The sequence below is a fragment of the Falsiruegeria sp. JB4-1 genome (assembly GCF_055693495.1).
The window spans coordinates 3,740,116-3,766,104 of record NZ_JBVFTZ010000001.1; the positions used below are offsets into that span (position 1 = coordinate 3,740,116).

Here is a 25,989-nt window from a genome sequence, read left to right on the forward strand (position 1 = left end):
TCTCTCAACTCTCCGGCGGCGCGCCGCCCTCTTGGGTGCGGCGTGCGATAAACTCTTGCAGCGCCCCCACCCGGTCAGGGTCGTGCTTGGGCGGCTCGAATGTGTTCACAATGTTCTGCCAAATACCGGTCGCTCGGTGGTTGGCATCGACCGAACCCCGCTCGGACCAGGTGCCAAAATTCGACCAGTCGCCCACCACCGGTTCATAGAACTGGGTCTGATAGCGTTCCATCGTGTGGGTCGCGCCAAAGAAGTGACCCGAGGGCTGCACCTCGCGCAGTGCACTTAGCGCGATGTCGGCATCCGTCGCCGGGGTACCTGCACAAAGCTCGGCAACCATCTGCAGAACTTCCAGATCGGTGATGATCTTTTCGTAAGAAACCGTCAGCCCACCTTCCAGCCAACCGGCCGAATGGATCACCACCGTGGCCCCTGCCATCAGGCAACCCCAAAGGCCAAACTGGCTTTCATTCGCAGCCTGCGCATCGTTGATGTTGGCTGCTGATCCGCCCGCACAACGCCACGGCAGACCCAACCGGCGCGCCAATTGACCCGCAACCAGCGATGCGGTGAAATGTTCGGGCGTGCCAAAGGCGGGCGCGCCGGATTTCATATCAACGTTGCTGGTGAAGGTGCCATAACACACCGGCGCGCCCGCGCGAGTCAGCTGCGTAAGTGTGATCGCCGCCAGCGCCTCGGCATGGGACAGTGTCATGGCGCCTGCCACAGTGATCGGCGCCATAGCCCCCATCAGGGTGAACGGCGTGACGATGGACACCTGGCCTGCGCGGGCAAAGTCGATCAGACCCTGTGCCATCGGCATGTCGATCACACGGGGCGAGTTGGTGTTGATGATGGTGTAACACCATGGGGTCGCATGGAATTCATCATCCGAGATGCCGCGGAAATCGCGGATCATCTCGAACCCGTCCATCACCTGCGGCGTACCACGGGAATAGAGAAACGGCACCTTGTCCGATTGGGTCAGGATAGTTTCCGTCATTGCATAGTGGCGCAGATGCATCGGGATATCCTGCGCCTCGACCAAGGGTGGGATCATCTGCAGCACATCGAAATGCTGCGTCAGCTGCACCATTTCGCGAAAATCCGACAGTGATCCGGGGCGACGCCCGCGTTCCAAATCGGTGGCATGGGGTGCTCCGGCACCCGGTTGAAACACCAATGATCCCAGTTCCAGCGTGATGTCGCGTTCTCGCACCGCGCCCCTGATCGGGACGGATTTCGGGGCGCTGGCGATTGCAGCATCAACTATATCGCGGCCGATAAAGACCATCTCGTCGTCGATCCGCGCGCCACCTTGCTGGAACAGCTCTCGCGCCTCAGGCAGCAGCACCTTGATGCCGATGTCTTCGAGCACTTCGAGCGAAGCCTCATGCAGCGCCTCGATCCGGTCATCGGTAAAGGCGCGCATCGGAGGGAATGGGTTGCGCAGGTTGTGATAGTCGACCTTGCGCTGTTCTGCGGGGGCCTCGACCCGCGCGCGCCTGCCACGCCTGGTCATGCCCGCATCGCCTTACCCTGGGGGTCATAAGGTGAGATTTCGATGACCTTTGCCTGTCGTTCGACACCCACGATATGCACGCTCAAGTCAGTGCCAACCGCGGCCTGTTCCCGGTCCACCAGCGCCATCGCCAAAGACTTGCCGGTGTGGTGCCCGTAAGCACCGGATGTAACAAAGCCCACGCGGTTACCATCTAACCAGATCGGTTCATACCCGCTGGCGTCGGCACCCTCGGCTTCGATCTCCAGCGTGACCTGCACCTGTCCCGGGCCGTTGCCGTCGCGCTCGGCCATAGCTGCCTCGCGCCCGACGAAATCCTTCTCCCAGTCGATCCAGCGATCCATGCCGGTCATGCCCGGCGTGTAGCCTTGGGTGAATTCCGCCGACCAGATGCCAAAGCTCTTTTCGATGCGTGTCGACAACATTGCATTGAACCCGACCTCGCGGATGCCCTGTTCAGCGCCTGCCTCTAGCAGCATCCGGCGCAGAGCGATGTGATCGCCGTAGCGGCAGTTGAGCTCATAGCCTTTCTCGCCCGTCACCGACATGCGCGCCACCTGACAGCGTACCAAGCCAATGTCGAACTGAGCGCATCCCATGAATTTCAGTTCGCCAATATCCTGTTCTCCCAGCTTCTCAACCACCTCTTGCGATTTCGGCCCTATCACGGCAAAGCCGCAAACCTCTTCGCCAAGATCGCGTAGGGTGACGCCATCGTCCATGTGGTCGTTGAACCAACGCATATGCCAGGCCCGGAGATAATAGCTACCCATGATCCAGTAGCGGCCATCGCCCCAATTCAGAACCGTCAGATCGCCTTTGAGCTTGCCTGTCTCGCTGAGCATCGGGGCCAGCTTGGCACGCCCCGGAGCAGGCAGTTTTGACGCCATGATCCGGTCGAGCCAGATGGTGGCATTCGGCCCTGACACCTCAAACCGCGAGAACCCAGTGATGTCGAGCAGCGCCACGCCCTCGCGGATCGCTTTGCACTCCTCGGCAACGATGTCGTGGGCGTTTGAACGCTTCAGGGTCGGTGTCTCTTCGAACCCTTCGGGTGCGAAATACAGCGGAACCTCAAGATCCCAGCTGACGCCCCATTTGCAGCCCGCCGCCGTCATCGCGTCATGTGCTGGGGACATTTTCAGCGGACGTCCCGCTGGAAGCTGCTCGTTGGGATAGGTCATCACGAAGCGGCGGGAATAGAACTGCCCCGTGGTTTCGCGGATGTATCGTTTGTTCTGCGCAAAATCGCCATAGCGGGCAACGTCCATGCCGTAGACATCCGCCTCAGGCTCGCCGTGGATGATCCATTCGGCCAGCGACTTGCCCACGCCACCGCCTTGCAGGAATCCAGCCATGACCGCGCAAGCCGTCCAGTAACCGCGCTTACCCGGAACCGGCCCCACCAACGGATTGCCATCGGGAGAGAAGGTGAACGCCCCGTTCACCCAGGTTTTGATACCGGCATTGTTGAGGCAGGGGTAGCGCTGAAACCCAAGGGTCAGCTCATTCTCGATCCGACCCAGATCTTCTTGCTGTAGCTCGAATCCATACTCCCAGGGCGCGCCGTCTTCCATCCAGTGGTCATGGTCGATCTCATAGATACCGACCAGCATCCCCTTTTGGTCCTGCCGCATGTAGGTGAAACCTTCGAGGTCGACGGTCATCGGCAGCTCGTGATCCAGCGCTGCGACCTCGGGGATGGCATCGGTGATCAGATAGTGATGGTTGAGCGGTGAAACCGGCAGCTCAACGCTCGCCATGCGCCCAACCTGCTTTGCCCAGAGGCCTGCGGCGTTGACCACATGTTCGCATTGGATGGTGCCTTGTTCGGTCACGACCTCCCACCCTTCGGCGGTTTGGTTCAGCTCTAGCACACGGTTGTTTTCGACCACTGTCGCGCCGCGTTTCTTGGCCGCGCCCGCATAGGCCTGAACGGTTCCGGTGGTGTCGATGTATCCCTCGCGATCGGCCCACATACCGCCCAACAGCCCATCGGTGGACATCACCGGGTTCAGCTCTTGTGCTTCTTCGGGCGTGACAAGGCGGCAATCCTCGATACCGATGGATTGGAACACGCGGTAGGCCGATTGCAACCACTCCCAACGGTCAGGCGTCCCGGCCATCGTCAAGCCGCCGGTCATATGCAGTCCGATGTTCTGACCGCTTTCCTTCTCGATCTCGGGCAGCAGGTCGATGGTATAGGCCTGCAACGCGGCAATGTTCGGATCGGCGTTCAGAGCATGAATGCCCCCGGCTGCGTGCCAGCTGGACCCGGCGGTCAGAACCTTTCGTTCGATCAGGCAAACATCAGACCAGCCGAACTTGGCCAGATGATACAGAACCGAGGCGCCAACAACGCCACCCCCAATGACAACCACGCGGTAATTCGACTTCATCCGACCCTCCACTGCCTGACGTCAAAGGGACGCTATTTCGATTGTTCAAACCTGTCTAGACATTTCTGTACAATACTCAGGAAGCAAACCAAACTGGGAAACGACCAACCAAACGGAGACTTAAACAAAAACTTGATGGAGCCTTATCGAGCAGGCGGCCGATCCTGCGAATACAAGGCAACAATGACTTCCAGGGGTTTTTGGGTTAGCTTGAAATTCAGTTCATCAATCTTTTTTGAAACAAATTGCATAGTGAGCGACCCAATCGAGTCCGCCAGCACCACTTTGACTGACCGCGCGAAATGTCTGTTCGAACTATATGCGTTCGGGCGGTCTCGCGGAGTGAAGGAAGAGAACCGCGACGCAGCAGTTTTCTTGGCCGTGGTGATGCCCATCGCCAACCTGTCCCTTCTGGGATGGATGACCTTCTATCTTGTGTATGACGCAGCCTCGCTCTGGCCAGCCGCAGCAATTTGTGCGGGTCATCAGATCACCCTTTTTCGCCTTGGATCGCGCGACGCAACAGATTCGCCGCCGAAGTCTTTGTAAGCGCCATGATCGGCGCACTATTCACCGCGTTAATGTGGTTTTTTGGCAAAGATTCAGGGCTGACTTACGGACTCCTGATCGCAGTCCTTCTTCTTATCATGGAGATTGGAACTCGGCGCCCATCTGTGATGATCGTTTGTACCGTACCGTTGGTCGTCTTGTTTTGGGTGCTGCCGATATGGTTTCCAGAACCGCAGCCGTTTTCCAATGCAACGCCGTGGTTGCTGCAAACGATTCAGTTCAACAACATTGTCAACGTCATCATGATCTCTTTCCTGATGGTCTTGATTATTCTGCGGCGGGCGGAAAACGCAGAAATAGCCCTTTCAAGGGAATACGAAAGGTCAGAAACCCTTGTTGAAAATCTGGTTCCTGCGCAAATCGCCGCGCGGCTAAAGGAACGGCCGGGCGAAGTCATCGCGGATGAAAACGCGGCGGTCACAATTCTATTTGCGGACCTGGTCGACTTCACTCAGATGGCGACCCGCATGCCACCTGAAGAGTTGGTATCGTACCTGAATCGGGTCTTCTCGGCTTTCGATGCGCTGACAGAGCGCCATGGCTTGGAGAAGATAAAGACTATTGGCGATGCCTACATGGTGGCGGCCGGTTTGCCTGTTGCGCGCCCTGACCATGCCAGCGCAGCCGCGCAAATGGCGTTAGATATGCTCGAAACTTCGGATCGGTTGAGCGCTGAGATAGGTCAAAAAGTCGAAGTTCGGATCGGGCTTCATACCGGACCAGCAATCGGCGGGGTAATCGGAACCACCAAAATGTTTTACGACGTATGGGGCAACACGGTAAACACTGCCGCACGTATGGAAAGTCATGGCGAAGCCGGGCGTATTCAACTGACGGCTGAGGTGCGCCGGGCACTAGGCAGCAGATTTACATTCACGCAGCGCGGGCTTGTCAAAATCAAGGGGAAAGGTCTGGTTGAGACGTTCTGGCTAACGGGACGAAGCGCGCCGGGATGACTTGCCTGTCGTGGAGTGTCGACGGTTTTAACTTCAAGCAGACCCTCGGCCAACGTGTGAAGATTCGCAAAACGAACTCCACGTTTGCCGTTCACCGCAACAAATTCGCGGGCACCAAAAAACCACTGCTTGCCCAGAGTACAAGCCACCTTTGCCTTGAAGGTTCAGTGATCAAATTTGTGCGCTTGGACGCGCCTTGATTGCTTCGTACCAATCCATTGTAGCCGTATGGCTTTCGGGAATACGTTTTTTCACCACACGCGCGAAGTCGACAAAAACAAAGGTTGAGATGTCGGCCAGCGTAAAGTGATCGCACGCAATGTAGCGACTGTCCTGCAAGCGCTCTTCAAGGACGTCAAAGAACTGATCAATCCGTGCCAACCCACGTTCTGCCAATTCAGGGATCTGCGCATGATTTGAAGGCCCGGGAATCGCTCGGTCCTTGAATGCCGGATGAGTGTTGCGCAGCGCCTCAGCCACCGACATGCCACCCTGCTGCTCGGCAATCGAGTTCCACATCAGAACCAGACCCTTTTCATCTGCCGTTCGCCCCATCAGCGGCGGCTCGGGCGTGTGCGCTTCCAAATATGCCGCGATGCCCAGGTTTTCGGTCAGTACCGTGCCTTCGTCCGTGACCAGCACCGGGATCGTTGCTCGCGGATTCACGGCCTTGAAGTCCGCGCTTAGCTGTTCGCCCTTGGCGATCGAGATGTCACGGGTTTCAATCGTCAGCCCCTTTTCGGCGATGAACATACGCGCGCGGCGGGGGTTGGGGGCAGTGGAGCAATCATAAAACAGCATCGGGCAGCCTTTCCTGTCGGGTTCCTGCCCAACGATGACGATGGCAAGCCGCCCCGCCTAGCCCCCGCAGAATGTGACCTTACGACATTACGTGGTTTGACACGGCTCGTGCGATCACACGCTCTTCGTCTGTAGGGATGACCAGCACCGGCACATCGCCATCCGATATCACTTGATCGTTCGCCTCATTGGCGGTTGGGTCCAGGGACAGCCCCATGAACTCCAGCCCCTCCAAGACGCGTGCGCGGATTTCGGGAGAGTTTTCGCCAATGCCACCACAAAAAACCACGGCGTTGAGCCCACCCATGAGTGCAACCATCGCGCCCAGCTCGCGCTTGATGCGAAAGACATAATAATCAATTGCCTCGGCCGCGCGTGGATCTTCACTTGCCAGCAGGGTGCGCATATCGTGGCTGATCTCGCTTAGCCCCAGAAGACCGCTCTTTTTGTAAAGGATATGCGTGATCGCCTCGGCGCTGTGACCCTGCTCCATCAGATAGAGCAGCACACCCGGGTCGAGTTGACCGCACCGCGTGCCCATCGGTAGGCCGTCTAGCGCGGAAAACCCCATGGTCGAACCGATGCTTTGACCGTTTTTGACGGCGCACATCGAGGCACCATTGCCCAGATGGGCCACAATCACTCGACCGCGCGCCAGAATGGCATGATCGCGCTGCAACGTGTCGGTGATATAGTCGTAGGACAAGCCATGGAACCCATAGCGCCGCACGCCCTTTTCATAGAACCGGCGCGGGATGGCAAAAGCGTCGTTCACAAAAGGATGCCCGTGATGGAACGATGTGTCGAAACAGCCGATCTGCACGGCATCCGGGAAAGCCGCTTGGGCCGCGCGGACGGCGGCCAGGTTGTGCGGTTGATGCAAAGGCGCCAACGGAACCAGTGTTTCCAGCTGTGCCATCACATGATCGGTCAACTCGACTGGTCCGGTAAAGGTCTTGCCGCCATGCACGATGCGATGGCCCACACCAGTAACCACATGCCCATGCAACATCGGTTCAATAACTTCGAGAATCGCCTGCACGGCAGTGTTGTGATCCGCCGGCCCAATCTCGATGGTCTTCTTCTCGGGGTAGCTGACCAGCAACTGCGCAACCGGGCCAAGGTTTTCAACCTGCCCCAACATTAGCAATTCAGGCTCGGCCGCATTCAGATAAACCCCGAACTTGATCGAGGAACTGCCCGCATTCAGCGTCAGAAGACCGCTCATGTCCGCCTCCTTAGCGGCGGTAGACGAAACAGCGTCCTTCAACCGCATCAGGCGGCAGCGGCAATTCGGTCAGAGTGTCAAAATACATTCGGTCGCTCGACACCATCAACCCACCGGGTGCCAAAAGCGGCTCGATCAACGGAGAGACAAGCCGGGCAAACACATCGTTCTTTTCGCGGTTGTGACCGCCCAGATCGGCATGGATCAGGCTGGCTGCGGCACCAAAGCGCTCGACCGAGGCAGGTAAAGTCTCACGCACATCGCCCAGGATCAGCATCTCGTCCGGCGGCGTCGAATCCGGGTGCGATGCCACGGCACGCTCAAACACATAGGTGTCGCGCCCTTTGATGTGGGTTTTCATGTGGTGATAGGTGCGCCCGTTGCCTAGGCCCAACTCGAAAACCGGGCCGCTCAAATCGGCTGTCTCGGAGATCGCAAAATCCAGGCAGGCCCGTTGCGAGACCATTCGGTCGATGAACAGATCAAGGCGGCTTACATCGTCACTCACGCGGGTCACTCCTCTGGTACAGTCGGCCCCATTGACCGCAACCTTTGCCCGTCATGCCAAATCCAGAGAGCATTGTGTAGGCACAGTTGACGAAATTCTCCCTTTTTCGTGACGTTTAGTCACAATTTCGGGTTTGACTAGAGGGGGTGCGCGCGCGAAAGTGACACAGAATGACCAGGGGGATCGAGAGACTTATGTTGCGTATCGGCCAGGCGGGTGGACAGCCTGAATGACCCCTTTGTTATCTGTCGAAAATCTGAGCATTGGCTTTGGCGATGGTGAAGCTGTTGTCAAAGATGTGAATTTTGAGGTCCAGCCAGGAGAAACACTGGCTTTGGTTGGCGAATCTGGTTCGGGGAAAACCGTAACCTGCCGTGCAGTTCTGCGCATTTTGCCCCGTGCGGCCCAGATCCGAACGGGCCGCATCACTCTGAATACCGAAAAAGGCCCGTTGACACTGTCAGAATTGGGCGAACGCAGAATGCGTGACGTCCGTGGTGATCAAGTGTCGATGATTTTTCAGGAGCCGATGCGTTCGCTATCGCCCTTGCACCGGATCGGCAATCAGGTGAGCGAGGTTCTGTGGCTGCATCGTGGCGCTTCCGAAAAGGAGGCCAAACGCCAGGTTCTTCAAACATTTGAACGGGTTGGATTTCCTGACCCCGAACGCGCTTACCGCTCTTACCCGTTTGAAATGTCGGGTGGGATGCGGCAACGAGCCATGATCGCAATGGCCATGGTAGCAAAGCCGGACTTGCTCATTGCAGACGAGCCTACGACCGCCTTGGACGTGACCACGCAGGCTCAGGTGTTGGGGCTGATCAAGGAATTGCAGCAAGAAACCGGCATGGCGCTGATCTTGGTCACACATGACTTGGGCGTGGTGGCAAACATGGCAGAAAAAGTCGTGGTCATGCACAAGGGCCGCGTTATGGAAGCTGGCGACGCAGAACCAATACTCAAGGCACCTGCGCATCCTTATACCCAGCAGTTGTTTGATGCCGCACCCGCCATTCCGGCCGAAGCTTCTCTGGCGCCTCCCCTGCCGGACGACGATTTGATCCTGGAAATGAATCAGGTGTCAAAGACCTTCACTATGCGCTCTGGGTCCGCCTGGAAACCGGATGTAATGGTGCACGCCTGCCGTGGAGTTGATCTGAAACTCCCACGCGGTAAAACACTTGCGATTGTCGGTGAAAGCGGCTCTGGCAAAACCACCGCAGCGCGTATCGCTCTGGGAGCCGAGATCCCTGACGAAGGCAGCGAAGTGCTGTTCCGCGCCTCGCAAGGCGCCAAACCGATTACCGTGCATAAGATGTCGCGCGAAGTTCGAACTGCCTTTCAGCGTAATGCGCAGATGGTCTTTCAGGATCCCTACAGTTCGCTCAGCCCACGCATGCGGGTGCAGGACGCGATGACCGAGCCGCTGGAGATTCACAACATCGGCACAAAATCCGAGCAGCGCGACAAGGCGGCGCAAATGCTGCAACGTGTCGGGCTGAATGCCGACATGCTGAAACGCTATCCACACGCCTTCTCGGGCGGTCAACGGCAACGATTGTCAGTCGCCCGCGCGATGATGCTGGACCCCTCGCTGATTGTCTGCGACGAGCCGACTTCAGCACTGGATGTCTCGGTCCAAGAACAAATTTTGACCCTTTTGGAAGAGCTGCAAGAGGGTCTGAACCTCAGCTATTTGTTCATTTCGCACGATCTTGCTGTCGTGGCCCGGATCGCTGATGAAGTCGCCGTGATGCGCCAGGGATTGGTCGTTGAACAGGCCCCGCCCGATACGCTTTTTTATAACCCACAACATCCTTACACCAAGGCTTTGATCGCGGCTCAGCCTGAGCCAGACATCGAGCGCCCAATTGACCTGAAACTGGTTGCTCAGGGTGCCGGATCGCCTGAAAAATGGGCCGAAGCCTTTCGTTTTACCGACTCCATGATACCCTCGTTGGTGGAACTGGAACCCGGCCACAAGGTACGCTGTCATGTTTAAACCCTCTCGCCGCTCTCTGTTTCTCGCTGCGTCGCTCGTTGTTGCCAGCCTGATGCCCGCAGGCGCAAACCCGATCCCGCCGTTACAAGAAAGCACATTCTGGCAGGCCGAAGTTGACGCCGGCGATCTACCGCCGGTGAACGAACGCATCCCGGACCAGCCGATCATTGTTGATATGGAGGCCAAGGGCCGCGAGTTTGGGCAGCAGGGCGGTACGCTGTCGACCATGGTGACCCGGTCCAAGGATATCCGGCAGATGGTGGTTTATGGCTATGCCCGTCTGGTCGGTTATGACGAGAATTATGAACTGGTGCCGGATCTGCTGGCGTCCTACGAGAATGAAAACAACCGCAAGTTCACCTTACGTCTGCGACCCGGCCACAAATGGTCAGATGGTGCGCCGTTCACCTCGGACGATTTCAGGTACTGGTGGGAAGACGTCGCCAACAACCCGTTGCTCAGCCCCGCCGGTCCGCTTGATTTCCTGCGCATCGAGGGTGAGTTGCCCAAAGTCTCGTTCCCTGATGAACTGACCGTTGTGTATGAGTGGGAACATCCGAACCCGAACTTCCTGCAATCGCTCGCGCAAGCACGCCCGCCGTTCATCTATCGCCCGGCGCATTTTCTGAAAGATTATCACGGCGACTTTGCCGATGAAGCTGGGTTGGCAGAAAAAGTCGAAGACGCCCGTGTCAAAAGCTGGGCTGCGCTGCACAACAAGCGCGACAACATGTACAAATTCGACAATTCCGAACTGCCTACATTGCAGCCATGGATCAATGCCAGCGCAGGAAAGAAGATCCGCCACAACTTTGTTCGCAACCCCTATTACCACCGGATCGACAGCAACGGCTTACAGCTGCCCTATATCGACATCGTCGAGATGGAGATCGTGGCCCCCGGTCTGGTCGCTGCCAAATCCAACGCCGGTGAGGTTGACCTACAAGGACGCGGGCTGGACTTCCGCGACACATCGATCCTAAAAAAGGGTGAAGCAGACGGGAACTACAAAACCAACCTGTGGCAGACAGGCGTGGCCTCGCAGATCGCGATCTATCCCAACCTGAATTATGCTGATCCGGTCTGGCGCGAAATCATGCGCGATGTGCGCGTCCGTCGTGCGCTGTCGCTTGGAATCGACCGCAAAACCATCAATCAGGCACTCTATTTCAAACTGGCCAAGCCCGGATCGATGACCGTACTTCCTGCCTCGCCATTTTTTAAGCAAGAGCTCCGAGACGCCTGGGCCGCCTTTGACACAGAAACTGCCAATGCTCTACTGGACGAGGCCGGGTTGGACCAACGCGACGGTAACGGCATCCGCATTTTGCCCGATGGCCGCCCGATGGAGATCGTCATCGAGACAGCAGGTGAGCGGCAAGAAGTTGAAAACGCGCTGCAAATCGTGACCGATACCTGGCGCGAGATTGGTGTCAAACTGGTCATGCGCCCGCTGGATCGCGATATCCTTCGCAACCGGGTTTATCGCCGGCAACACAATGGCTTCAGTCTGGTTTGGCTGGGACAATGGCATCCCGCAAACCTACACCTCGCCCGATTATCTGGCCCCGCGTCATCAGGAATTCCTCGCCTGGCCCAAATGGGGGCAGCATTACCAAACCAACGGTGACGTTGGCGAAGCGCCCGACCTGCCAGAAGCACAGCGTCTGATGGAACTTGCGCTGGAATGGGACCGCGCGGACACTGACGAACAACGGGCAGCCGCATGGAACGAAATGCTGGATATTCACTCTGAGCAACTCTATGGCATTGGCATTCTGGCCGAGGCCCCACAGCCCATCGTTGTGTCCAATCGGATGCGCAACGTACCCAAGAAGGGCCTCTGGGCCTGGGACCCGGGTGCGCATTTCGGTGTTCATCGTCCCGATGAATTTTTCATGGCCGAGTGACGGAACAAGCTGAATGAGCATCCTGCGCTACTCGATCTATCGCTTTTTCACCATGCTGCTGACCCTGCTGGTGGTGTCGGTGCTGGTGTTCGTGATCATCAACCTGCCCCCAGGCGATTATCTGTCGAACCAGATCGCCGAACTGAAGGCGTCCGGGCAATCTGCCGGTGTGGCCAAGGCCGAATTCCTGCGCAAGGAATACGCGCTGGATCGGGCGTTGTGGGAGCAATACATGATCTGGATGGGCTTCATGCCTGGCCCTCATGGCTTCTCTGGCCTTATCCAAGGTAACTTTGGCTGGTCCTTTGAGTTCGACCGCCCCGTGCGCGAAATCGTGGGAGACAGCCTGTGGTTGACGGTTCTGGTCAACATGGCCGCGATCGTTTTCGTCTATGCTCTGGCCTTGCCCTTGGGTGTGATCGCCGCCGCCAAATCGCGCACCTGGATCGACTATACCTCGGCCTTTGTGGGGTATCTGGGTTTGGCCACGCCAAACTTCTTGTTAGCGCTGATCCTCTATTATTATGGTCGTAAGTACCTGAATATTCCTATCGGTGGTCTGATGGACCCCTCGTTCGAGGGACAGCCGCTGAATTGGGAAAAGATCAAGTCTATCATGGTCCATCTGATCGTGCCGACCGTCGTGATCGGCACCGCAGGCGCCTCTGCGATGATGCAACGCCTGCGCGCCAACATGCTCGACGAGTTGGGCAAGCCTTACGTGGAAACCGCCATCGCCAAGGGCATGGCCCCCAGCCGTATGCTGACCAAATATCCGCTGCGTGTCGCCTTCAACCCCTTTGTGGCCGACATCGGCAACCTGCTGCCCTCGATGGTGTCGGGCTCGGTTCTGGTCTCGGTGGTGATGGGCCTACAGACTATCGGCCCGGCTTTGCTGACGGCGCTCAAGACGCAGGATCAGTTCCTGTCTGCCTTCATCCTGATGTTTGTGGCTTTGCTGACTCTGATCGGCACCATGATTTCGGACATTTTGCTGGTCATGCTTGACCCGCGCATCAGATATGAAGGGCGCGATTCATGACCAAACTTCCCGACGGGCGCTTTGTCGATGACGCGCCATACGACCCACAAGTTTCAATCCAACAGCTGGAACGCCGCGATCTGGACGCGCCCAATTGGGTGCTTATCTGGCGCAAGTTCAAGACCCACAAGCTAGGTTTGATTTCGGGCATCTTCCTGCTTTTCTGCTATCTGATGCTGCCTTTTGCGGGCTTCATTGCGCCCTATGGTGCAAACGAACGGAACTCAGATCACCTCTATGCTCCGCCACAGGCTGTGCATTGGGTGCATGAGGGCGAATTCCTGGGTCCCTTTGTCTATCCAATCACGGCCGAGGCAGATCTGGAAACATTCCAGTGGGTGTTCAAACCAGACACAACGACGCCGGTCCCGCTCGAGTTCTTTTGCGAAGGCGCCGAGTACAGCTTGGCCGGTTTCATCCCCAGCGACACCCATCTGTTCTGCGCCCCTGACGGGGCCACGCTGTTCTTATGGGGATCCGACCGTTTGGGCCGCGATGTGTTCAGCCGCATCCTTTATGGCGCGCAACTCTCGCTCACCGTCGGCCTGATCGGCATTTCTGTGTCGTTCTTTCTGGGCATCTTGCTTGGGTCGATTGCAGGTTACTTTGGCGGCCGCATCGACTGGGTCATCAACCGCGTAATCGAGATCCTGCGCTCGCTGCCCGAACTGCCGCTTTGGCTGGCCTTGTCGGCGGCGGTGCCGTCAAACTGGGGGCCGGTGGCCGTCTTCTTCATCATCTCAATCATCCTTGGCATCCTGGATTGGCCAGGCCTTGCACGAGCAGTGCGCGCCAAGTTTCTAAGCTTGCGTGAAGAGGAATACGTGCGCGCGGCCGAAATGATGGGTGCAAGCTCGGGGCGGGTTATCCGCAAGCATCTGCTGCCCAACTTCATGAGCCACCTGATCGCCAGTGCGACTCTGTCGATCCCGGCCATGATCCTGGGTGAAACAGCGCTCAGCTTCCTCGGTCTGGGCCTGCGGGCGCCAGCGGTAAGCTGGGGCGTGATGCTGAACGATGCGCAGAACCTGGCCTCGATCGAGATCTATCCCTGGACGGCGATCCCGATGATCCCGATCATCATCGTGGTGCTGGCTTTCAATTTCCTTGGCGATGGGCTGCGAGACAGCCTCGACCCCTATCAGCAATAAGGCAGACTGGCGGGGGCTCTGCCCTCGTCGTCTTCAGAGCCTCCCGCGGAGTTTTTAGCAAAAGATGAAGAAAGGCGCCAAGGGGGCGGGAGCACCCCTCCCTGACCCTTAATCGCGATCACCGTCACCCGGTCCGATTTCGTCGAGGTAGTCCTCGTCGATCGCCGCTTGAACGGCGCCGGTCACCGCTTCGCGCTGTTTGGGGGTCAGATCCCCAGCTTCTTTCTCGTCTGCCAGACGAACCGTGACCTCACGGTGTGCAAACTTGACGCCTTCTCGGGCGAACAGTTCGCGGATGTCTTGATACACTCGTTTGCGCACCAGCCATTGATCGCCCGGTTTGGTCATGAACTTGACCCGAATAATCATCGCTGAATCCTGCATCTCGATCACGCCCTGCGATTTGAGCGGTTGGATGAAGTTGTCGCCGATCACCGGATCAGTCAGCAGCTCTTTCCCGAGGTTCTTGATCAGTTTGCGAACCTTTTCCACGTCGGTGTCATACGTCACCCTAAGAGGCAATTTCATGATCACCCAGTCACGAGAATAATTCGTCAAAACCTTGATTTCGCCAAAGGGAATGGTGTTCAGAGCACCCAAGTGGTGCCGCAACTGAAAAGAGCGAACCGAGATTTTCTCGACCGTCCCCTTCACATCGCCGATGTCGATGTACTCGCCTTTACGAAAGGCATCATCCAGCAAAAAGAATGCCCCGGAGAATATGTCCCGAACCAGTGTTTGCGATCCGAATCCGACGGCCAAACCAACCACACCGGCACCGGCAAACAAGGGGCTGACGTTGATGCCGATCTCCAACAGCGTGATCAGCACGATCGACACCACCACGACGGCCAGAATTGCGCCCCGAAACAAAGGCAACAATGTCGCGAGACGGCTAGCAGACGAGCCCCCCTTCATCACCCAACTCGGCCTCTTCCATGTCACCGCCTTCTTCAGCGATCTTGCTATCGATCCAGATACGGAAAAAATGGAACACGATGTACCCGATAAATAGGATAACCATGACATCAAGGAACCGCTCCATGGGCAGATCTTCGGTCCATGCCGCATCGGGGTTCCAAATGACCAACAGTGCATAAGCACCAACGACAAATGCCAGGATTCCGGCAACGCGCCGAGCCAGACCCTCAAATGTCGAAATCGAATGTGCGATCTCTGCGACGGGAAGAGGCCGTGGCTCCTCACTAGCCTCTGCCTCGTCTGCCTCTGCATTGATCTCCTGCACTTTGCGAGACCGGTCGAAATACCTCTCCAGTAGGTAGTTCATAGCCCCATACGCAACCACCACGGACATGAAGATCCCGTAGGTCCCCGCAATCAGCGGGATCGGCACTGGATTTTCAAGAACCAGATCCAGCGCAAGTGAGAACCAGCCAAACGCAATGTAGATAATCAACACTGGCGCCCAAGCAATGGAAGTAGCCCAGAGCATCCATGAGACCTGCTCCTTGCTCCGCCCCGCTCGAATGGCCTCCGTTATGGCTCTCGCATTGAAAAGGATCATCAGGACATTGCCGATAGCCCCTACCCCAGTCAGACCCCCGTAGACCATTGCATAGACGTTATAATTCAACCCGAAGTCAGCGACCCATGTCGAAAAAAGGACTGTCGAGATGTCATAGGTCGCGAGGACGGATGCCCAGATATAAAGCCGTTTGGCGTCCTTGTCGGAAAAGGGAGGCAGTCGATATTGGCTAAGGAACGGCGACAGTACCATGCGCCACAGATCGGACACGGTGCGAGACAGGAAATAGGCCGTAAAGATCGCCGTTATCGTAAACTGAACTGAAATGTCTTCGGATTCTCCAAAGGCAATCAGACCAATAATAGTCGCAAAGAGCATCGCAAACAGCGTGCCGCCGATACCCATAACAAAACGAAAAACCAAAAACGGCATCTTGTCCCGGTAACCCACCGGGTTTTCCTTGATGCGCGAAACAACATATTTCTTGGCAACCCTTTTGCCGTAGATCTCTACCGACACCCATCGCCCGATCAGAAGCAGACCGATGTTGATCGCCAATACCCAAAGATAGGTGCTGATATTCCCGTCAGGGCTTGTTTGCCGCAGAATATACTGAACCTCAAAAATCGAATACGGCAACGCCGCAAGTCGCGATTCAAGGGCCTTTCTAAATTCGGCCCATCGTGACTGCGCTTGCATCAACTGGGACGCCTCCCCCATAGGGTCGGCCTTAGCTCCATTTTCACCCGACGCGGCATTGCTCCCGGCCGTTGCCAGGTTCCCGCTGCTGTCAATGACGATGACACTCGCACCAGCGTCCGTTGCTTCTCGGATGGCATTCGCCAGGTCGGCATCCGCAGTGCTTTCGCTGCTGTCAGACCCGGTCACTCCTGAGTACAGCGATAACTGGGCCTGCGCCGTTGTCGTCGAAACGGCCAAACTCAGCGCGAGCATCGCCAATAGGCGGAGCAAAATGGTCAGCATGGAGGTCTTTCTTTGGTTAACTGAACCTGGCTGGGACCCTATCGGAGCAATCCTTTTTATTCAAATGACTAACTTGAATGTTCTGTTGACTGGTTGAAACCTTCCAGCCCGGGCGACACGTCAAAGCGAATTCCCAATAAAATCGTGTTTCCAATCCATCCCCGATTTATTAGTAGGACGGGGTGGGTTTGTCGTTTCCATGAACGGGTGTTACTTGCGACGATTTCAACGTCGCTGATAATGTTCTTGTTTTGCGTCAAATCACTGACAAAGAGACAGGACTTCGGGGATGATCAGACACGCCTCTGCAGAAAAGATCGCCGTGTTGGGCTTGGGTTATGTCGGGCTTCCGCTTGCCTTGGGGTTGGCGCGCGCTGGTTTCCAGACTTTGGGTTTCGACACCGACACCGGGCACGTCGAGGCGCTCGGTAAAGGTGTGGACAAAAATGGCGAAGTGGCCGAGCAATCCCTGCGTGACACTCCGGCAAAGTTCTCTCACGATGCAGCGGATTTGAAGGACTGCACTGTTTACATCATTGGGGTGCCGACACCCATTACTCCGGCAAAAACACCTGATCTAACGCCGCTGAAATCAGCCTGTCATCTGATCGCACCACATTTGCGGGCTGGCGACTTGATCGTGCTGGAATCCACAGTTTATCCAGGCGCAACCGAAGAGGTCTGTGGCCCCGAGTTGGAGCGTCTAAGCGGTCTGCGCATGTACGACGATTTCAAACTTGGCTATTCGCCCGAGCGTGTCAATCCCGGGGACGCCGAGCACTCGATGGATAACGTCGTCAAGATCATATCAGCACAAGACGCCGAGACACTGGACCGGGTCGAAGCTATCTATGCGCCTGTTATCAAGGCTGGCGTCCATCGTGCCAGCTCTATTCGAACTGCCGAAGCTGCCAAGGTCATCGAAAACACTCAACGCGACCTGAACATCGCGTTGGTCAACGAGTTTTCACTGATTTTTTCCCGCATGGGTCTGGATACGCTTGAAGTTCTCGAAGCCGCAGGAACCAAGTGGAATTTTCTGCCGTTCAAGCCCGGCCTCGTTGGCGGTCACTGTATCGGCGTTGATCCCTACTACCTAACGTATAAGGCCGAACAGACCGGATATCACCCCGAAGTCATCCTGGCTGGCCGCCGGATCAATGACAACATGGGGCGGCATGTCACACAGGAATTGATCAAGGCTATGATCGGTAGGGGCATCAACCCAAGTTCGGCCAGGGTTCTGATCCTGGGCTTCACATTCAAGGAAAACTGCGCCGATATTCGCAATACCCGCGTGGCAGATATTGTGTTTGAACTGGCCGACTATTCTGTAAAGACCGAGATTTATGACCCATGGGTGGATGCCCGAGCCTTGCAGTCGGAGTACGGTTTGACCTGCATCAAGGCACCGGAACGCCAAGCCTATGATGCAGTAATCGTTGCAGTTGCACACTCTGAATTCGTCGAAATGGGCAATGCATCCATTCGGGGCTTGGGAAAAGAGGGTGCCATTCTATACGATATCAAAGGGATTTTTGATAAATCCGGATCTGATCTGAGGTTGTAAGCCGTGAACATGGGTGGGAACGTGACAAACGCAGAAACCCCGGGGGCCGAGCGCGCGCCCCGGATCATGCTGTACAGCCATGACACTTTCGGGCTGGGGCACCTGCGCCGCTCTCGCGCACTGGCAGGCGCAATCACCCGCGCCGACCCACAGGCATCGGCCCTCATATTGACCGGCTCTCCTGTAGCGGGTCGTTTCACGTTCCCTCGACGCGTCGACCACGTACGCCTTCCGGGTGTCACAAAACGCAGTGACGGATCCTATGCGTCGCAAACAATCGGTATGGGCATCGAAGAGGTGACTGACCTGCGGTCCAGCCTGATCTGCGCAACCGCCAGTCAATATGAACCGGATGTCCTGATCGTTGACAAGGAACCGACCGGCTTTCGTGGCGAACTGCTGCCAACGCTGAAAACTCTTCTGGAACAAGGCAAGACCAAGCTAGTTCTGGGGTTACGTGATGTTCTGGACGAGCCTGAAGTGCTAGCTGCAGAATGGGAGCGTAAAGACGCCGTTGCCGCAACAGAGCGGTTCTATCATGAAATCTGGGTCTACGGGCTTCGCTCGATCTATGATCCGACCGGCGGTTTGCCACTGTCTGCCGAAGCTCAATCCCGTACACATTGGACAGGTTACCTACGGCGCGAGGTGGGCTCTTCCGATGAACCACCTGAACAGCCCTATGTACTGATCACTCCGGGCGGCGGCGGTGACGGCAAGGCAATGGTTAACCTGGTTCTTAGCGCCTATGAACAGGATCCCAGCCTTTCACCCCGCGCTTTGCTGGTTTATGGCCCTTTCCTGTCAGGTGACCTCAGAGCTGAATTTGAAACGCGGGTTGCCGCCCTAAACGGGCGCGTTACGGCCGTTGGATTTGAATCCCAAATCGAAACGCTGTTCGCTGGTGCTCAAGGCGTCGTTTGTATGGGTGGATACAACACGTTTTGCGAAGTGCTGTCTTTTGACAAACCCGCGGTCATCGTACCCCGAACAACACCAAGGCTGGAGCAATGGCTTCGCGCCTCACGCGCCGAGGAACTTGGCCTAGTCCGAATGCTGGATGAAAACCGCGATGGTTTGACCCCACAGGCGATGATCCAGGCCATCAAGAACCTGTCTGAACAACCTCTACCCTCACAAGCGATCAAATCAGGTCTGCTGGATGGGTTGGACTACGTAACAAGGCGCGTGGATGCCCTTTTGAGCCATAAGACGGAACAGGCCGCTCAATGACATTAAACAATCCGAAGCTGGCGATCGTGGTCAAAGGCTGGCCGCGCCTGTCCGAGACATTCATCGCACAAGAACTGGCGGCTCTCGAAGACTGCGGGCATGAGTTCGATATCTGGTCTCTGCGCTATCCAACAGACAAAAAACGGCACCCTCTACACGACCGTATCAAGGCGCGCATCCGTTACTTGCCGGAATACCTTTACGAGGACCCCGAACGGGTGTGGGCTGCGCGTTCAGCGGCCCAAAATCTTCCCGGCTACGGCGAGGCATACCGCGTGTGGCGAGCAGATCTTGCTCGCGATCTGACCCACAACCGGATTCGTCGCTTTGGTCAAGCTTGTGTGCTTGCCACCGAACTGCCTGCTGAAACCCGAGCATTCTACGCCCACTTCTTGCACACGCCGTCCTCGGTTGCGCGCTATGCCGCAATCATGCGCGGCCTACCATGGAGTTTTTCGGCCCACGCCAAGGACATCTGGACGTCCGACGAGTGGGAAAAGCGTGAAAAGCTGAGTGCCGAGACACACGGCGCCGCATTTGGGGCCACGTGTACCGCGTTCGGCGCAAAACACCTGCGCGATATGGCCGATGATCCGGCGCGTGTCGATCTTGTGTATCATGGCCTTGATCTGACCCGTTTCCCCCCTCCTGATCGCAACCTGCGGGATGCATCAGGCCCGTTCCATATGATTTCGGTTGGACGTTTGGTTGAAAAAAGGGCTTTGACCGCCTGATCTCCGCTTTTGCCCAACTGCCTTCGGATCTGGAATGGCACTGGACTCATATCGGCGGCGGCGAACTGAACGACACGTTGCAAGCGCAAGCCAAAGAGGCGGGTATCTCAAGTCGCATCACCTGGCGCGGCGCCTGCGATCAACCCGAGGTGATCGAGGCCATGCGTGCGGCAGATCTGTTCGTGCTTCCCAGCCGGATCGCCGAAGACGGTGATCGCGATGGGCTTCCCAACGTGCTGATGGAAGCGGCCTCGCAAATGCTGCCTATCCTGTCCACGCCCGTGTCCGCGATACCTGAATTCATCGACAGTGGCACCCATGGCCTGCTCGTCGAGGATGATCCAAGCAAACTGGCTGCCGCAATCTGCAATTTGGCAGGTGATCCTGAACAAACTCACCGCTTTGCCGCCGCTGCGCGCGAGCGACTAGTCGGAGAGTTTGGTATGGCCCCGGGCATAGCTCGGTTGTCCGCGCGCCTGAACCAGTTGATGTCGGGCGGCTAACCCGATGACGCACGTTGCCTTTTACGCTCCCATGAAATCGCCCCATAGTGCGGTGCCTTCTGGGGATCGTGAAATGGCACGCAATCTGATCCGGGCCATTGGACAGCGTGACGGTACCGCGGTGGACTTGGTGTCCGAACTCAGGCTTTTTGACAAGGCTGGCAACCCCGAAGTTCAAGCGGGTTTGAGCCAACAGGCCAAGCATGAAGTAGAACGGCTAATTCGGGACTTGGACAAGAACACGCAAATCTGGGTGACCTACCACAACTATTACAAAGCTCCTGATTTGATTGGCCCCAATGTCTGCGCAGCCCGGAACATCCCATACGTTCAGATCGAAAGCACCCGCGCCTACAGCCGTCTGTCTGGCCCTTGGGCAGGTTTTGCCCAAGCGGCACACGATGCATGCGATGCCGCCAGCGTAATCTTCTACCTCACAGCCAACGACCTGATCACATTGGAACGTGAACGGACCAATGAACAGCATCTGGTTCATTTCCCACCGTTTTTGCCTACTCAAACGCTTTCGGATGCCAGTGACCTGTCTGGTCCCATGCTAACCGTGGGCATGATGCGTGAAGGGGACAAGTTAAAGTCCTATCGCATTATAGCCGAGACCCTTTCGCATTTGCGTGGCGATTGGCACCTGAACATCGCTGGTGATGGTCCGGCTCGCGGAACCGTCGAACACTTGATGGCACCCTTTGGCGATAAGGTTACGTTTCGCGGTCAACTAGACCGTGCCGCTTTGGACAAAATGTACCGATCTGCATCCTTGTTTTTGTGGCCCGGCGTCAACGAAGCCTTTGGAATGGTGTATCTGGAAGCCCAGGCTCATGGTCTCCCGGTTGTGGCACAAGATCGTCCCGGCGTCCGAGATGTGCTGCTGGATGGGACTTACCCAGCTCCCGAGGTAGGTGCTGAGGCGTTGGCGCAATTGGTCGACGAATTGCTTCACAATCCGCAAACAAGATCACGCCGCGGCTCATTGGCCCGCAAGATGATTTCCAAACACCATCTGTTGCCCTCTGCAACTGATCGGTTCTGGTCGGCTGTCACCCCGCTTTTGAAAGGTACCCCATGACCCGTCTTGCCCTTCTCCGTCATGGACACACAGAATGGAACCGCGCCGGGCGCATTCAGGGTCGAAGCGACATTCCTCTGGATGACGAAGCCCGCAAAGATCTTGCGGATTACAGCTTACCGCCCGGCTGGCAACTCGCGGAGGTATGGGCCAGCCCGTTGTCCCGCGCGGTTGAAACCGCCGAAATCGTGGCTGGGCGCAGCCCGATGACCGCACCCGAGTTGACCGAAATGGACTGGGGCGACTGGGAAGGAAAGCGTGGCGTCGATCTTTTGGCACAACCCGAAAGCGGCTTTCGTCATATCGAAGATTGGGGATGGGATTACCGCGCGCCAGGCGGGGAAAGCCCGCGCGAACTGTGGGAGCGGCTGGAACCCTGGGTCCGATCAAGGCAAACCGATACGATCGCTGTCTGCCACATCGGGATCATGCGGGTAATCCTGGCCAAAGCCCACAGTTGGGACTTTGACGGTGAGGCCCCATTTCGGATCAAGCGCAATCGCTTGTTTGTTGTGGATCTCGACAGCTTGATCCCGGAAAAGGAACCCGAACGACTGATACGCAAGGCCAGTTCCGCATGAAGGTTCTGATTGCCGTTACACATCTGTTGGGTACTGGACACCTAAGCCGGGCCTTGACGCTTGGGCGGGCGTTTTCTGACGCGGGTCATGGTGTCACCCTCGTCTCAGGTGGTTTCCCTGCGCCACAATTGAATGCAACTGACCTTGATCTCCGTCAGCTTTCCCCATTGCGTTCCGACGGGACGAATTTCACGCGATTGTTGACTTCTGATGATCGCGAAGCAGACATAATCTATCTTGCAGAGCGGTCGAAGCAGCTGACCGACATTCTGTTCGAAGTTCAGCCAGATGTGCTGATCACGGAACTGTTTCCATTTGGTCGTCGTATACTCAGGCAAGAATTTCTGGCCTTGTTGACTGCAGCGCAAGGCATGACCCCTCGACCCCTTACACTTTGCTCGATCAGAGATATTCTGGCTCCGCCATCGCGACCGGAAAAGGTAACAAAAGCGGATGCCGTAATCTTGGAACATTACGATGCCGTGCTGGTTCATTCCGACCCACGCACCACCCCACTGGAAGCAAGCTGGCCCGTCTCTGACATGCTGTCCGAGAAGCTCAGATACACCGGATATGTTGTACCTGGGATTGCTGCCCCGCATGCGGAAAATGCCGGACGCAACGAAATCCTGGTCAGTGCCGGCATGGTGGAACAGTTGGCACACCGATCTTTCGCGCAGCCATCGAGGCTGCCCGAAAGATCACCAACAGGCACTGGCGCCTGTTGGTTGGTGGTTCGAATTCAAACGAACGGATCCTGAAGCTACGCCAAGCCGATTTGCCCGAAAATGTCACAATCGAACCCACCCGTCCCGACTTTCGACAAATGCTGCATCATGCTGACGCATCCGTCAGCATGTGTGGATACAATACGGCCCTTGACGTGCTCCAATCCGGGACACCTACTGTCTTTGTTCCATTTGATGACGGGCAAGAAGTCGAACAGACGCTGCGCGCCGAAAGCCTGGCCGATCTTGCGGCGATCCAGATCGTGCCCAGCGCGAGCCTTTCCGCGGACAGTTTGGCCAAGGCGGTTTCGAAAGTCATAGCAGAAGGACCCAGAACAGGATTTTCTGCTCAATTTGATGGAAGCCGCGAAAGTGTTCGGATTGTCGAAGCCATGTCCATGGAGCGAGCATGATGGTCGATTGGTCCGCCTTGGATGAGGAATTGGCCGCATGGAGCGCTGAAGGCCTGAAGCTGCCACTTTGGTGGCGCGACGATGATGCCGTAGAACCTACGCCGGAATTGGAGCGTTTGTCTGACCTCTCAGAAAATCTCGGAATTCCGATCCACCTGGCTGTCGTTCCTGCACATGCGACGTTGGCCTTGTCGCGGTTTCTGCAGTCTCGCCCCCATGTCATACCAGTTGTACATGGGTGGGCCCATTGCAACCATGCTCCTGCCGATGAAAAAAAGCCGAGTTTCGGTTGCACCGCCCCTTGGAGGACCTCGTTTCCGACGTCACCAACGGGCACGAGCGGTTGATCGAGCTTTTTGGTGAAATGGTAATGCCGATGTTTGTGCCACCCTGGAACCGCATCGACGGCGACGTTGTGCGGTATCTGCCAGTGGCAGGGTTCAAGGTTTTGTCCACGGCTACCCCCAGAAAGTCGGTATATGCAGCTCCGGGATTGCTGCAAATCAACGCACACCTTGACCCGATTGACTGGCACGGTACTCGAAGTCTTGCGTCACCAGATCAACTGATAGAGCAACTGGTACAGCAACTTCGAGATCGCAGAATGGGCGTGACAGACAACACTGAGCCTTATGGGATGTTGACCCACCATCTGGTTCATGATGAAGACATATGGTCCTTTACCGAGGACGTATTGTTCCGGCTTCTGGACGGGCCTGGCCGGTGCTGGACAATGGCTGAAACCTCAAAAAGGACCCCGCCCCATGAGCCGACTTGATCTCGATGCTGCGCCGCTTTTCTGCCCAAAGGGATGGCTTAAATTGGGCGGCTCAGGCTGTTGCCCATCTGGACGGCGACGTGCTGGACATGGGGCTGGGCAATGGCCGTACCTATGATCATCTGCGTGAAATCCTGCCTGACCGCCGCATCTGGGTGATGGACAGAGTATTGCAGTGCCACCCGTCCTGTGTGCCCCCTGAAAAGGATTTCCTGCAGGGAGAGGCCGAGCCGATGTTGAACAAACTGGCCGAATTTGGGCGGAGCATTGCTCTGGCACACTACGACTTCGGTATGGGAATCAAGGAAGAAGATGTGGCTGAATCGGCACGTCTAAGCCCGATGATCGCGGCGGTGATGAAGCCCGGTGCGTTGTTGGTGTCAGGCCAACCGCTGGTGGGGTTCGAACAGATTAAAGGCCCCGAAACGATCGCACCGGATCGCTACCTTTTCTACCGTGCGTAAGGGGGCTCAATTTCCGAAAACGCTCCCGCCTATCGTCGGTGCCCTGGCGGGGCACCTCCTTTGGTTGGGCCCGGCTCATGCGGGCAAGCCCACATGAGCCTCGCAAGACGCGTCCCGCGCCCGCTTTCCTCAACATTGTGACACGACGAGATCGCAGAAAGTCACGCCACCTGCATCCCCTGCGACCAAACTGCGTGCAATGCCGGAACACCGGCGCGCATACGGAACCGCAAAAGATCAGCTCGGGCCCCAATACGTAGAGCCCCGCGATCCTCAAGACCTACAGCTTTCGCAGGCGCTTGAGTCGCCGTCTTGATGCCACGTGCCATATCGCCCCAGATTTCGCCAAGCTTCACCGCCGAGAGCAGCAACGCAGACGGCACATAGTCTGACGAGACGATGTCCAGCAGGTCCAGCTCGGCCAGCTCTCGCGCCGCCACGTTGCCCGAATGCGAGCCGCCCCGGATTAGGTTGGGGGCACCCATCATCACCTGGATACCGTGATCGTGGCAGGCGCGAGCGGCCTCAACCGTAGTGGGGAACTCGGCCAGTCGGATGCCGTGGCCTGCCGACACTGCCACTTGTTCGGCCGTGGTATCATCGTGGCTGGCCAACACCGCACCAAAATGAACTGCCTGCTTCACCGTCTCGACCTCGTGCATCTCGCCGTATTGATCCCGTAGTCCTTTCAAATGTGCGATATGTTGCAGGAACTCGTCGTCGTTCATCGCATGCTTGCCTTTCATATAGGCCTCGAGCTTGGTCATGTCGCGGAACTGCCGTTGTCCCGGTGTGTGATCCATGAGTGATAAGATGCCGACCCGATCCTCTTTGCCGAACTCGCGCAACTCATCCACCAACGTTTGCGAGCAAACTTCGGCCCGCAAGTGCAGGAAGTGACTGATTTTCAGCGCATCTGCTGCTCGCAGCTCCAGCAGTTCACTCGCCAGATCGCGGGCGTATTTCTTGTAGCGCGCTTTCCCCGATGGGATCGAGCCAACGCGCATGGCATCGAACACGGTGGTGATGCCGGTGCCTGCCAATTCTGCGTCGTGGGCAATGATGGCTGCGGCATGTGGCCAATCAACTTTTGGCCGAGGTTGGATGTGCCGTTCCAGGTTGTCGGTGTGTAGTTCGATTAGGCCAGGGCAGACAAAATCGCCTTCGCAGTCTACGGCTCCGGCAGGAACGGTCGTGCCGCTGTCGATGGCTTCGATGTGCTGGCCCACCACCTTGAGAGACCCCTTGCGGGTCTCTGAAGGGAAAATCAGCGTTGCATTGGCAAGGATCAATTCTTCTGTCATCTGAACTTCACAAGGTTTGAGCTATTGGGAAGGCCACG

20 protein-coding genes and 3 pseudogenes are annotated in these 25,989 nt (G+C 56.9%); 16 read left to right on the forward strand and 7 right to left on the reverse strand.

Annotated elements, in window-relative coordinates; translation table 11 throughout:
* Nucleotides 1-4: 4 nt before the first annotated feature.
* Nucleotides 5-1,522: a trimethylamine methyltransferase family protein gene (locus tag ACZ1HE_RS19015; protein ID WP_472623348.1), complete on the reverse strand. Its 1,518-nt coding sequence runs from the start codon at nucleotides 1,520-1,522 to the stop codon at nucleotides 5-7.
* Nucleotides 1,519-3,921, reverse strand: a complete 2,403-nt coding sequence (locus ACZ1HE_RS19020) for a GcvT family protein (protein ID WP_472623350.1) — start codon at nucleotides 3,919-3,921, stop codon at nucleotides 1,519-1,521. The genes ACZ1HE_RS19015 and ACZ1HE_RS19020 overlap by 4 nt, the downstream gene beginning before the upstream one ends.
* A 252-nt stretch (nucleotides 3,922-4,173) precedes the next feature.
* Between ACZ1HE_RS19020 and ACZ1HE_RS19025 the strand changes: the two genes are divergently transcribed.
* Both ACZ1HE_RS19025 and ACZ1HE_RS19030 read left to right on the forward strand, forming a co-directional pair.
* Nucleotides 4,174-4,470, forward strand: a complete 297-nt coding sequence (locus ACZ1HE_RS19025) for a hypothetical protein (RefSeq protein WP_472623352.1) — start codon at nucleotides 4,174-4,176, stop codon at nucleotides 4,468-4,470.
* A gap of 5 nt (nucleotides 4,471-4,475) precedes the next feature.
* The gene (locus ACZ1HE_RS19030; RefSeq protein WP_472623354.1) at nucleotides 4,476-5,447 is read left to right on the forward strand and encodes an adenylate/guanylate cyclase domain-containing protein; all 972 of its coding nucleotides are present in this window, start codon (nucleotides 4,476-4,478) and stop codon (nucleotides 5,445-5,447) included.
* 171 nt (nucleotides 5,448-5,618) lie between these two features.
* Here the strand turns inward: ACZ1HE_RS19030 and ACZ1HE_RS19035 are convergent, their stop codons facing one another.
* The 3 genes from ACZ1HE_RS19035 to ACZ1HE_RS19045 all read right to left on the reverse strand — a co-directional run bounded on the left by ACZ1HE_RS19035 (nucleotide 5,619) and on the right by ACZ1HE_RS19045 (nucleotide 7,942).
* The gene (locus ACZ1HE_RS19035) at nucleotides 5,619-6,248 is read right to left on the reverse strand and encodes a glutathione S-transferase family protein (protein ID WP_472623356.1); all 630 of its coding nucleotides are present in this window, start codon (nucleotides 6,246-6,248) and stop codon (nucleotides 5,619-5,621) included.
* Between the two features lie 79 nt (nucleotides 6,249-6,327).
* Nucleotides 6,328-7,476, reverse strand: a complete 1,149-nt coding sequence (locus tag ACZ1HE_RS19040) for an acetate/propionate family kinase (protein ID WP_472623358.1) — start codon at nucleotides 7,474-7,476, stop codon at nucleotides 6,328-6,330.
* Nucleotides 7,477-7,486: 10 nt separating this feature from the next.
* A complete protein-coding gene (locus ACZ1HE_RS19045; RefSeq protein WP_472624557.1) occupies nucleotides 7,487-7,942 on the reverse strand; it encodes a class I SAM-dependent methyltransferase in 456 nt (151 codons plus the stop codon).
* Between the two features lie 271 nt (nucleotides 7,943-8,213).
* Between ACZ1HE_RS19045 and ACZ1HE_RS19050 the strand changes: the two genes are divergently transcribed.
* From ACZ1HE_RS19050 to ACZ1HE_RS19070, 5 genes are read left to right on the forward strand one after another with little or no spacing between them, the layout of a single operon-like run.
* Nucleotides 8,214-9,986: an ABC transporter ATP-binding protein gene (locus tag ACZ1HE_RS19050; protein ID WP_472623360.1), complete on the forward strand. Its 1,773-nt coding sequence runs from the start codon at nucleotides 8,214-8,216 to the stop codon at nucleotides 9,984-9,986.
* Nucleotides 9,979-11,616 (forward strand): ABC transporter substrate-binding protein, encoded by a 1,638-nt coding sequence (locus ACZ1HE_RS19055; RefSeq protein ID WP_472623362.1) that lies wholly within the window; start codon nucleotides 9,979-9,981, stop codon nucleotides 11,614-11,616. The genes ACZ1HE_RS19050 and ACZ1HE_RS19055 overlap by 8 nt, the downstream gene beginning before the upstream one ends.
* Nucleotides 11,617-11,656: 40 nt before the next feature.
* Nucleotides 11,657-11,896, forward strand: coding sequence for a hypothetical protein (locus ACZ1HE_RS19060; RefSeq protein ID WP_472623364.1), 240 nt, complete (start codon nucleotides 11,657-11,659; stop codon nucleotides 11,894-11,896).
* 13 nt (nucleotides 11,897-11,909) lie between these two features.
* Nucleotides 11,910-12,938: an ABC transporter permease gene (locus tag ACZ1HE_RS19065; protein ID WP_472623366.1), complete on the forward strand. Its 1,029-nt coding sequence runs from the start codon at nucleotides 11,910-11,912 to the stop codon at nucleotides 12,936-12,938.
* Nucleotides 12,935-14,089, forward strand: a complete 1,155-nt coding sequence (locus ACZ1HE_RS19070) for an ABC transporter permease (RefSeq protein ID WP_472623368.1) — start codon at nucleotides 12,935-12,937, stop codon at nucleotides 14,087-14,089. Before ACZ1HE_RS19065 ends, ACZ1HE_RS19070 begins: the two co-directional genes overlap by 4 nt.
* A 108-nt stretch (nucleotides 14,090-14,197) precedes the next feature.
* Here ACZ1HE_RS19070 and ACZ1HE_RS19075 read toward each other — a convergent pair.
* A pseudogene (locus tag ACZ1HE_RS19075) lies at nucleotides 14,198-16,529 on the reverse strand (mechanosensitive ion channel family protein).
* A gap of 319 nt (nucleotides 16,530-16,848) precedes the next feature.
* On the opposite strand from ACZ1HE_RS19075, the gene ACZ1HE_RS19080 reads away from it, so the two are divergent.
* The 9 genes and pseudogenes from ACZ1HE_RS19080 (at nucleotide 16,849) to ACZ1HE_RS19120 (ending at nucleotide 24,647) form a co-directional block, all read left to right on the forward strand.
* Nucleotides 16,849-18,129, forward strand: coding sequence for a nucleotide sugar dehydrogenase (locus ACZ1HE_RS19080; RefSeq protein WP_472623370.1), 1,281 nt, complete (start codon nucleotides 16,849-16,851; stop codon nucleotides 18,127-18,129).
* 9 nt (nucleotides 18,130-18,138) lie between these two features.
* Nucleotides 18,139-19,362 (forward strand): glycosyltransferase family protein, encoded by a 1,224-nt coding sequence (locus ACZ1HE_RS19085; RefSeq protein WP_472624559.1) that lies wholly within the window; start codon nucleotides 18,139-18,141, stop codon nucleotides 19,360-19,362.
* Nucleotides 19,359-20,599, forward strand: a pseudogene (locus ACZ1HE_RS19090) (glycosyltransferase family 4 protein). The gene ACZ1HE_RS19085 and the pseudogene ACZ1HE_RS19090 overlap by 4 nt, the downstream one beginning before the upstream one ends.
* A 4-nt stretch (nucleotides 20,600-20,603) precedes the next feature.
* Nucleotides 20,604-21,683, forward strand: a complete 1,080-nt coding sequence (locus tag ACZ1HE_RS19095) for a glycosyltransferase family 4 protein (RefSeq protein WP_472623372.1) — start codon at nucleotides 20,604-20,606, stop codon at nucleotides 21,681-21,683.
* On the forward strand, nucleotides 21,680-22,264 hold the full coding sequence (locus ACZ1HE_RS19100; protein WP_472623374.1) for a histidine phosphatase family protein: 585 nt from the start codon (nucleotides 21,680-21,682) through the stop codon (nucleotides 22,262-22,264). The genes ACZ1HE_RS19095 and ACZ1HE_RS19100 overlap by 4 nt, the downstream gene beginning before the upstream one ends.
* Nucleotides 22,261-23,025 carry a glycosyltransferase family protein gene (locus tag ACZ1HE_RS19105; RefSeq protein WP_472623376.1) on the forward strand — a complete coding sequence of 255 codons (765 nt, stop codon included), beginning with the start codon at nucleotides 22,261-22,263 and terminating at the stop codon, nucleotides 23,023-23,025. Before ACZ1HE_RS19100 ends, ACZ1HE_RS19105 begins: the two co-directional genes overlap by 4 nt.
* Nucleotides 22,965-23,405 (forward strand): glycosyltransferase, encoded by a 441-nt coding sequence (locus ACZ1HE_RS19110; RefSeq protein WP_472624561.1) that lies wholly within the window; start codon nucleotides 22,965-22,967, stop codon nucleotides 23,403-23,405. Before ACZ1HE_RS19105 ends, ACZ1HE_RS19110 begins: the two co-directional genes overlap by 61 nt.
* 301 nt (nucleotides 23,406-23,706) lie before the next feature.
* Nucleotides 23,707-24,183: a polysaccharide deacetylase family protein gene (locus tag ACZ1HE_RS19115; protein ID WP_472623378.1), complete on the forward strand. Its 477-nt coding sequence runs from the start codon at nucleotides 23,707-23,709 to the stop codon at nucleotides 24,181-24,183.
* Nucleotides 24,170-24,647, forward strand: a pseudogene (locus ACZ1HE_RS19120) (class I SAM-dependent methyltransferase). Before ACZ1HE_RS19115 ends, ACZ1HE_RS19120 begins: the two are co-directional and overlap by 14 nt.
* Before the next feature lie 161 nt (nucleotides 24,648-24,808).
* Here ACZ1HE_RS19120 and ACZ1HE_RS19125 read toward each other — a convergent pair.
* Nucleotides 24,809-25,951 (reverse strand): alpha-D-ribose 1-methylphosphonate 5-triphosphate diphosphatase, encoded by a 1,143-nt coding sequence (locus ACZ1HE_RS19125; RefSeq protein ID WP_472623380.1) that lies wholly within the window; start codon nucleotides 25,949-25,951, stop codon nucleotides 24,809-24,811.
* Between the last annotated feature and the right edge of the window lie 38 nt (nucleotides 25,952-25,989).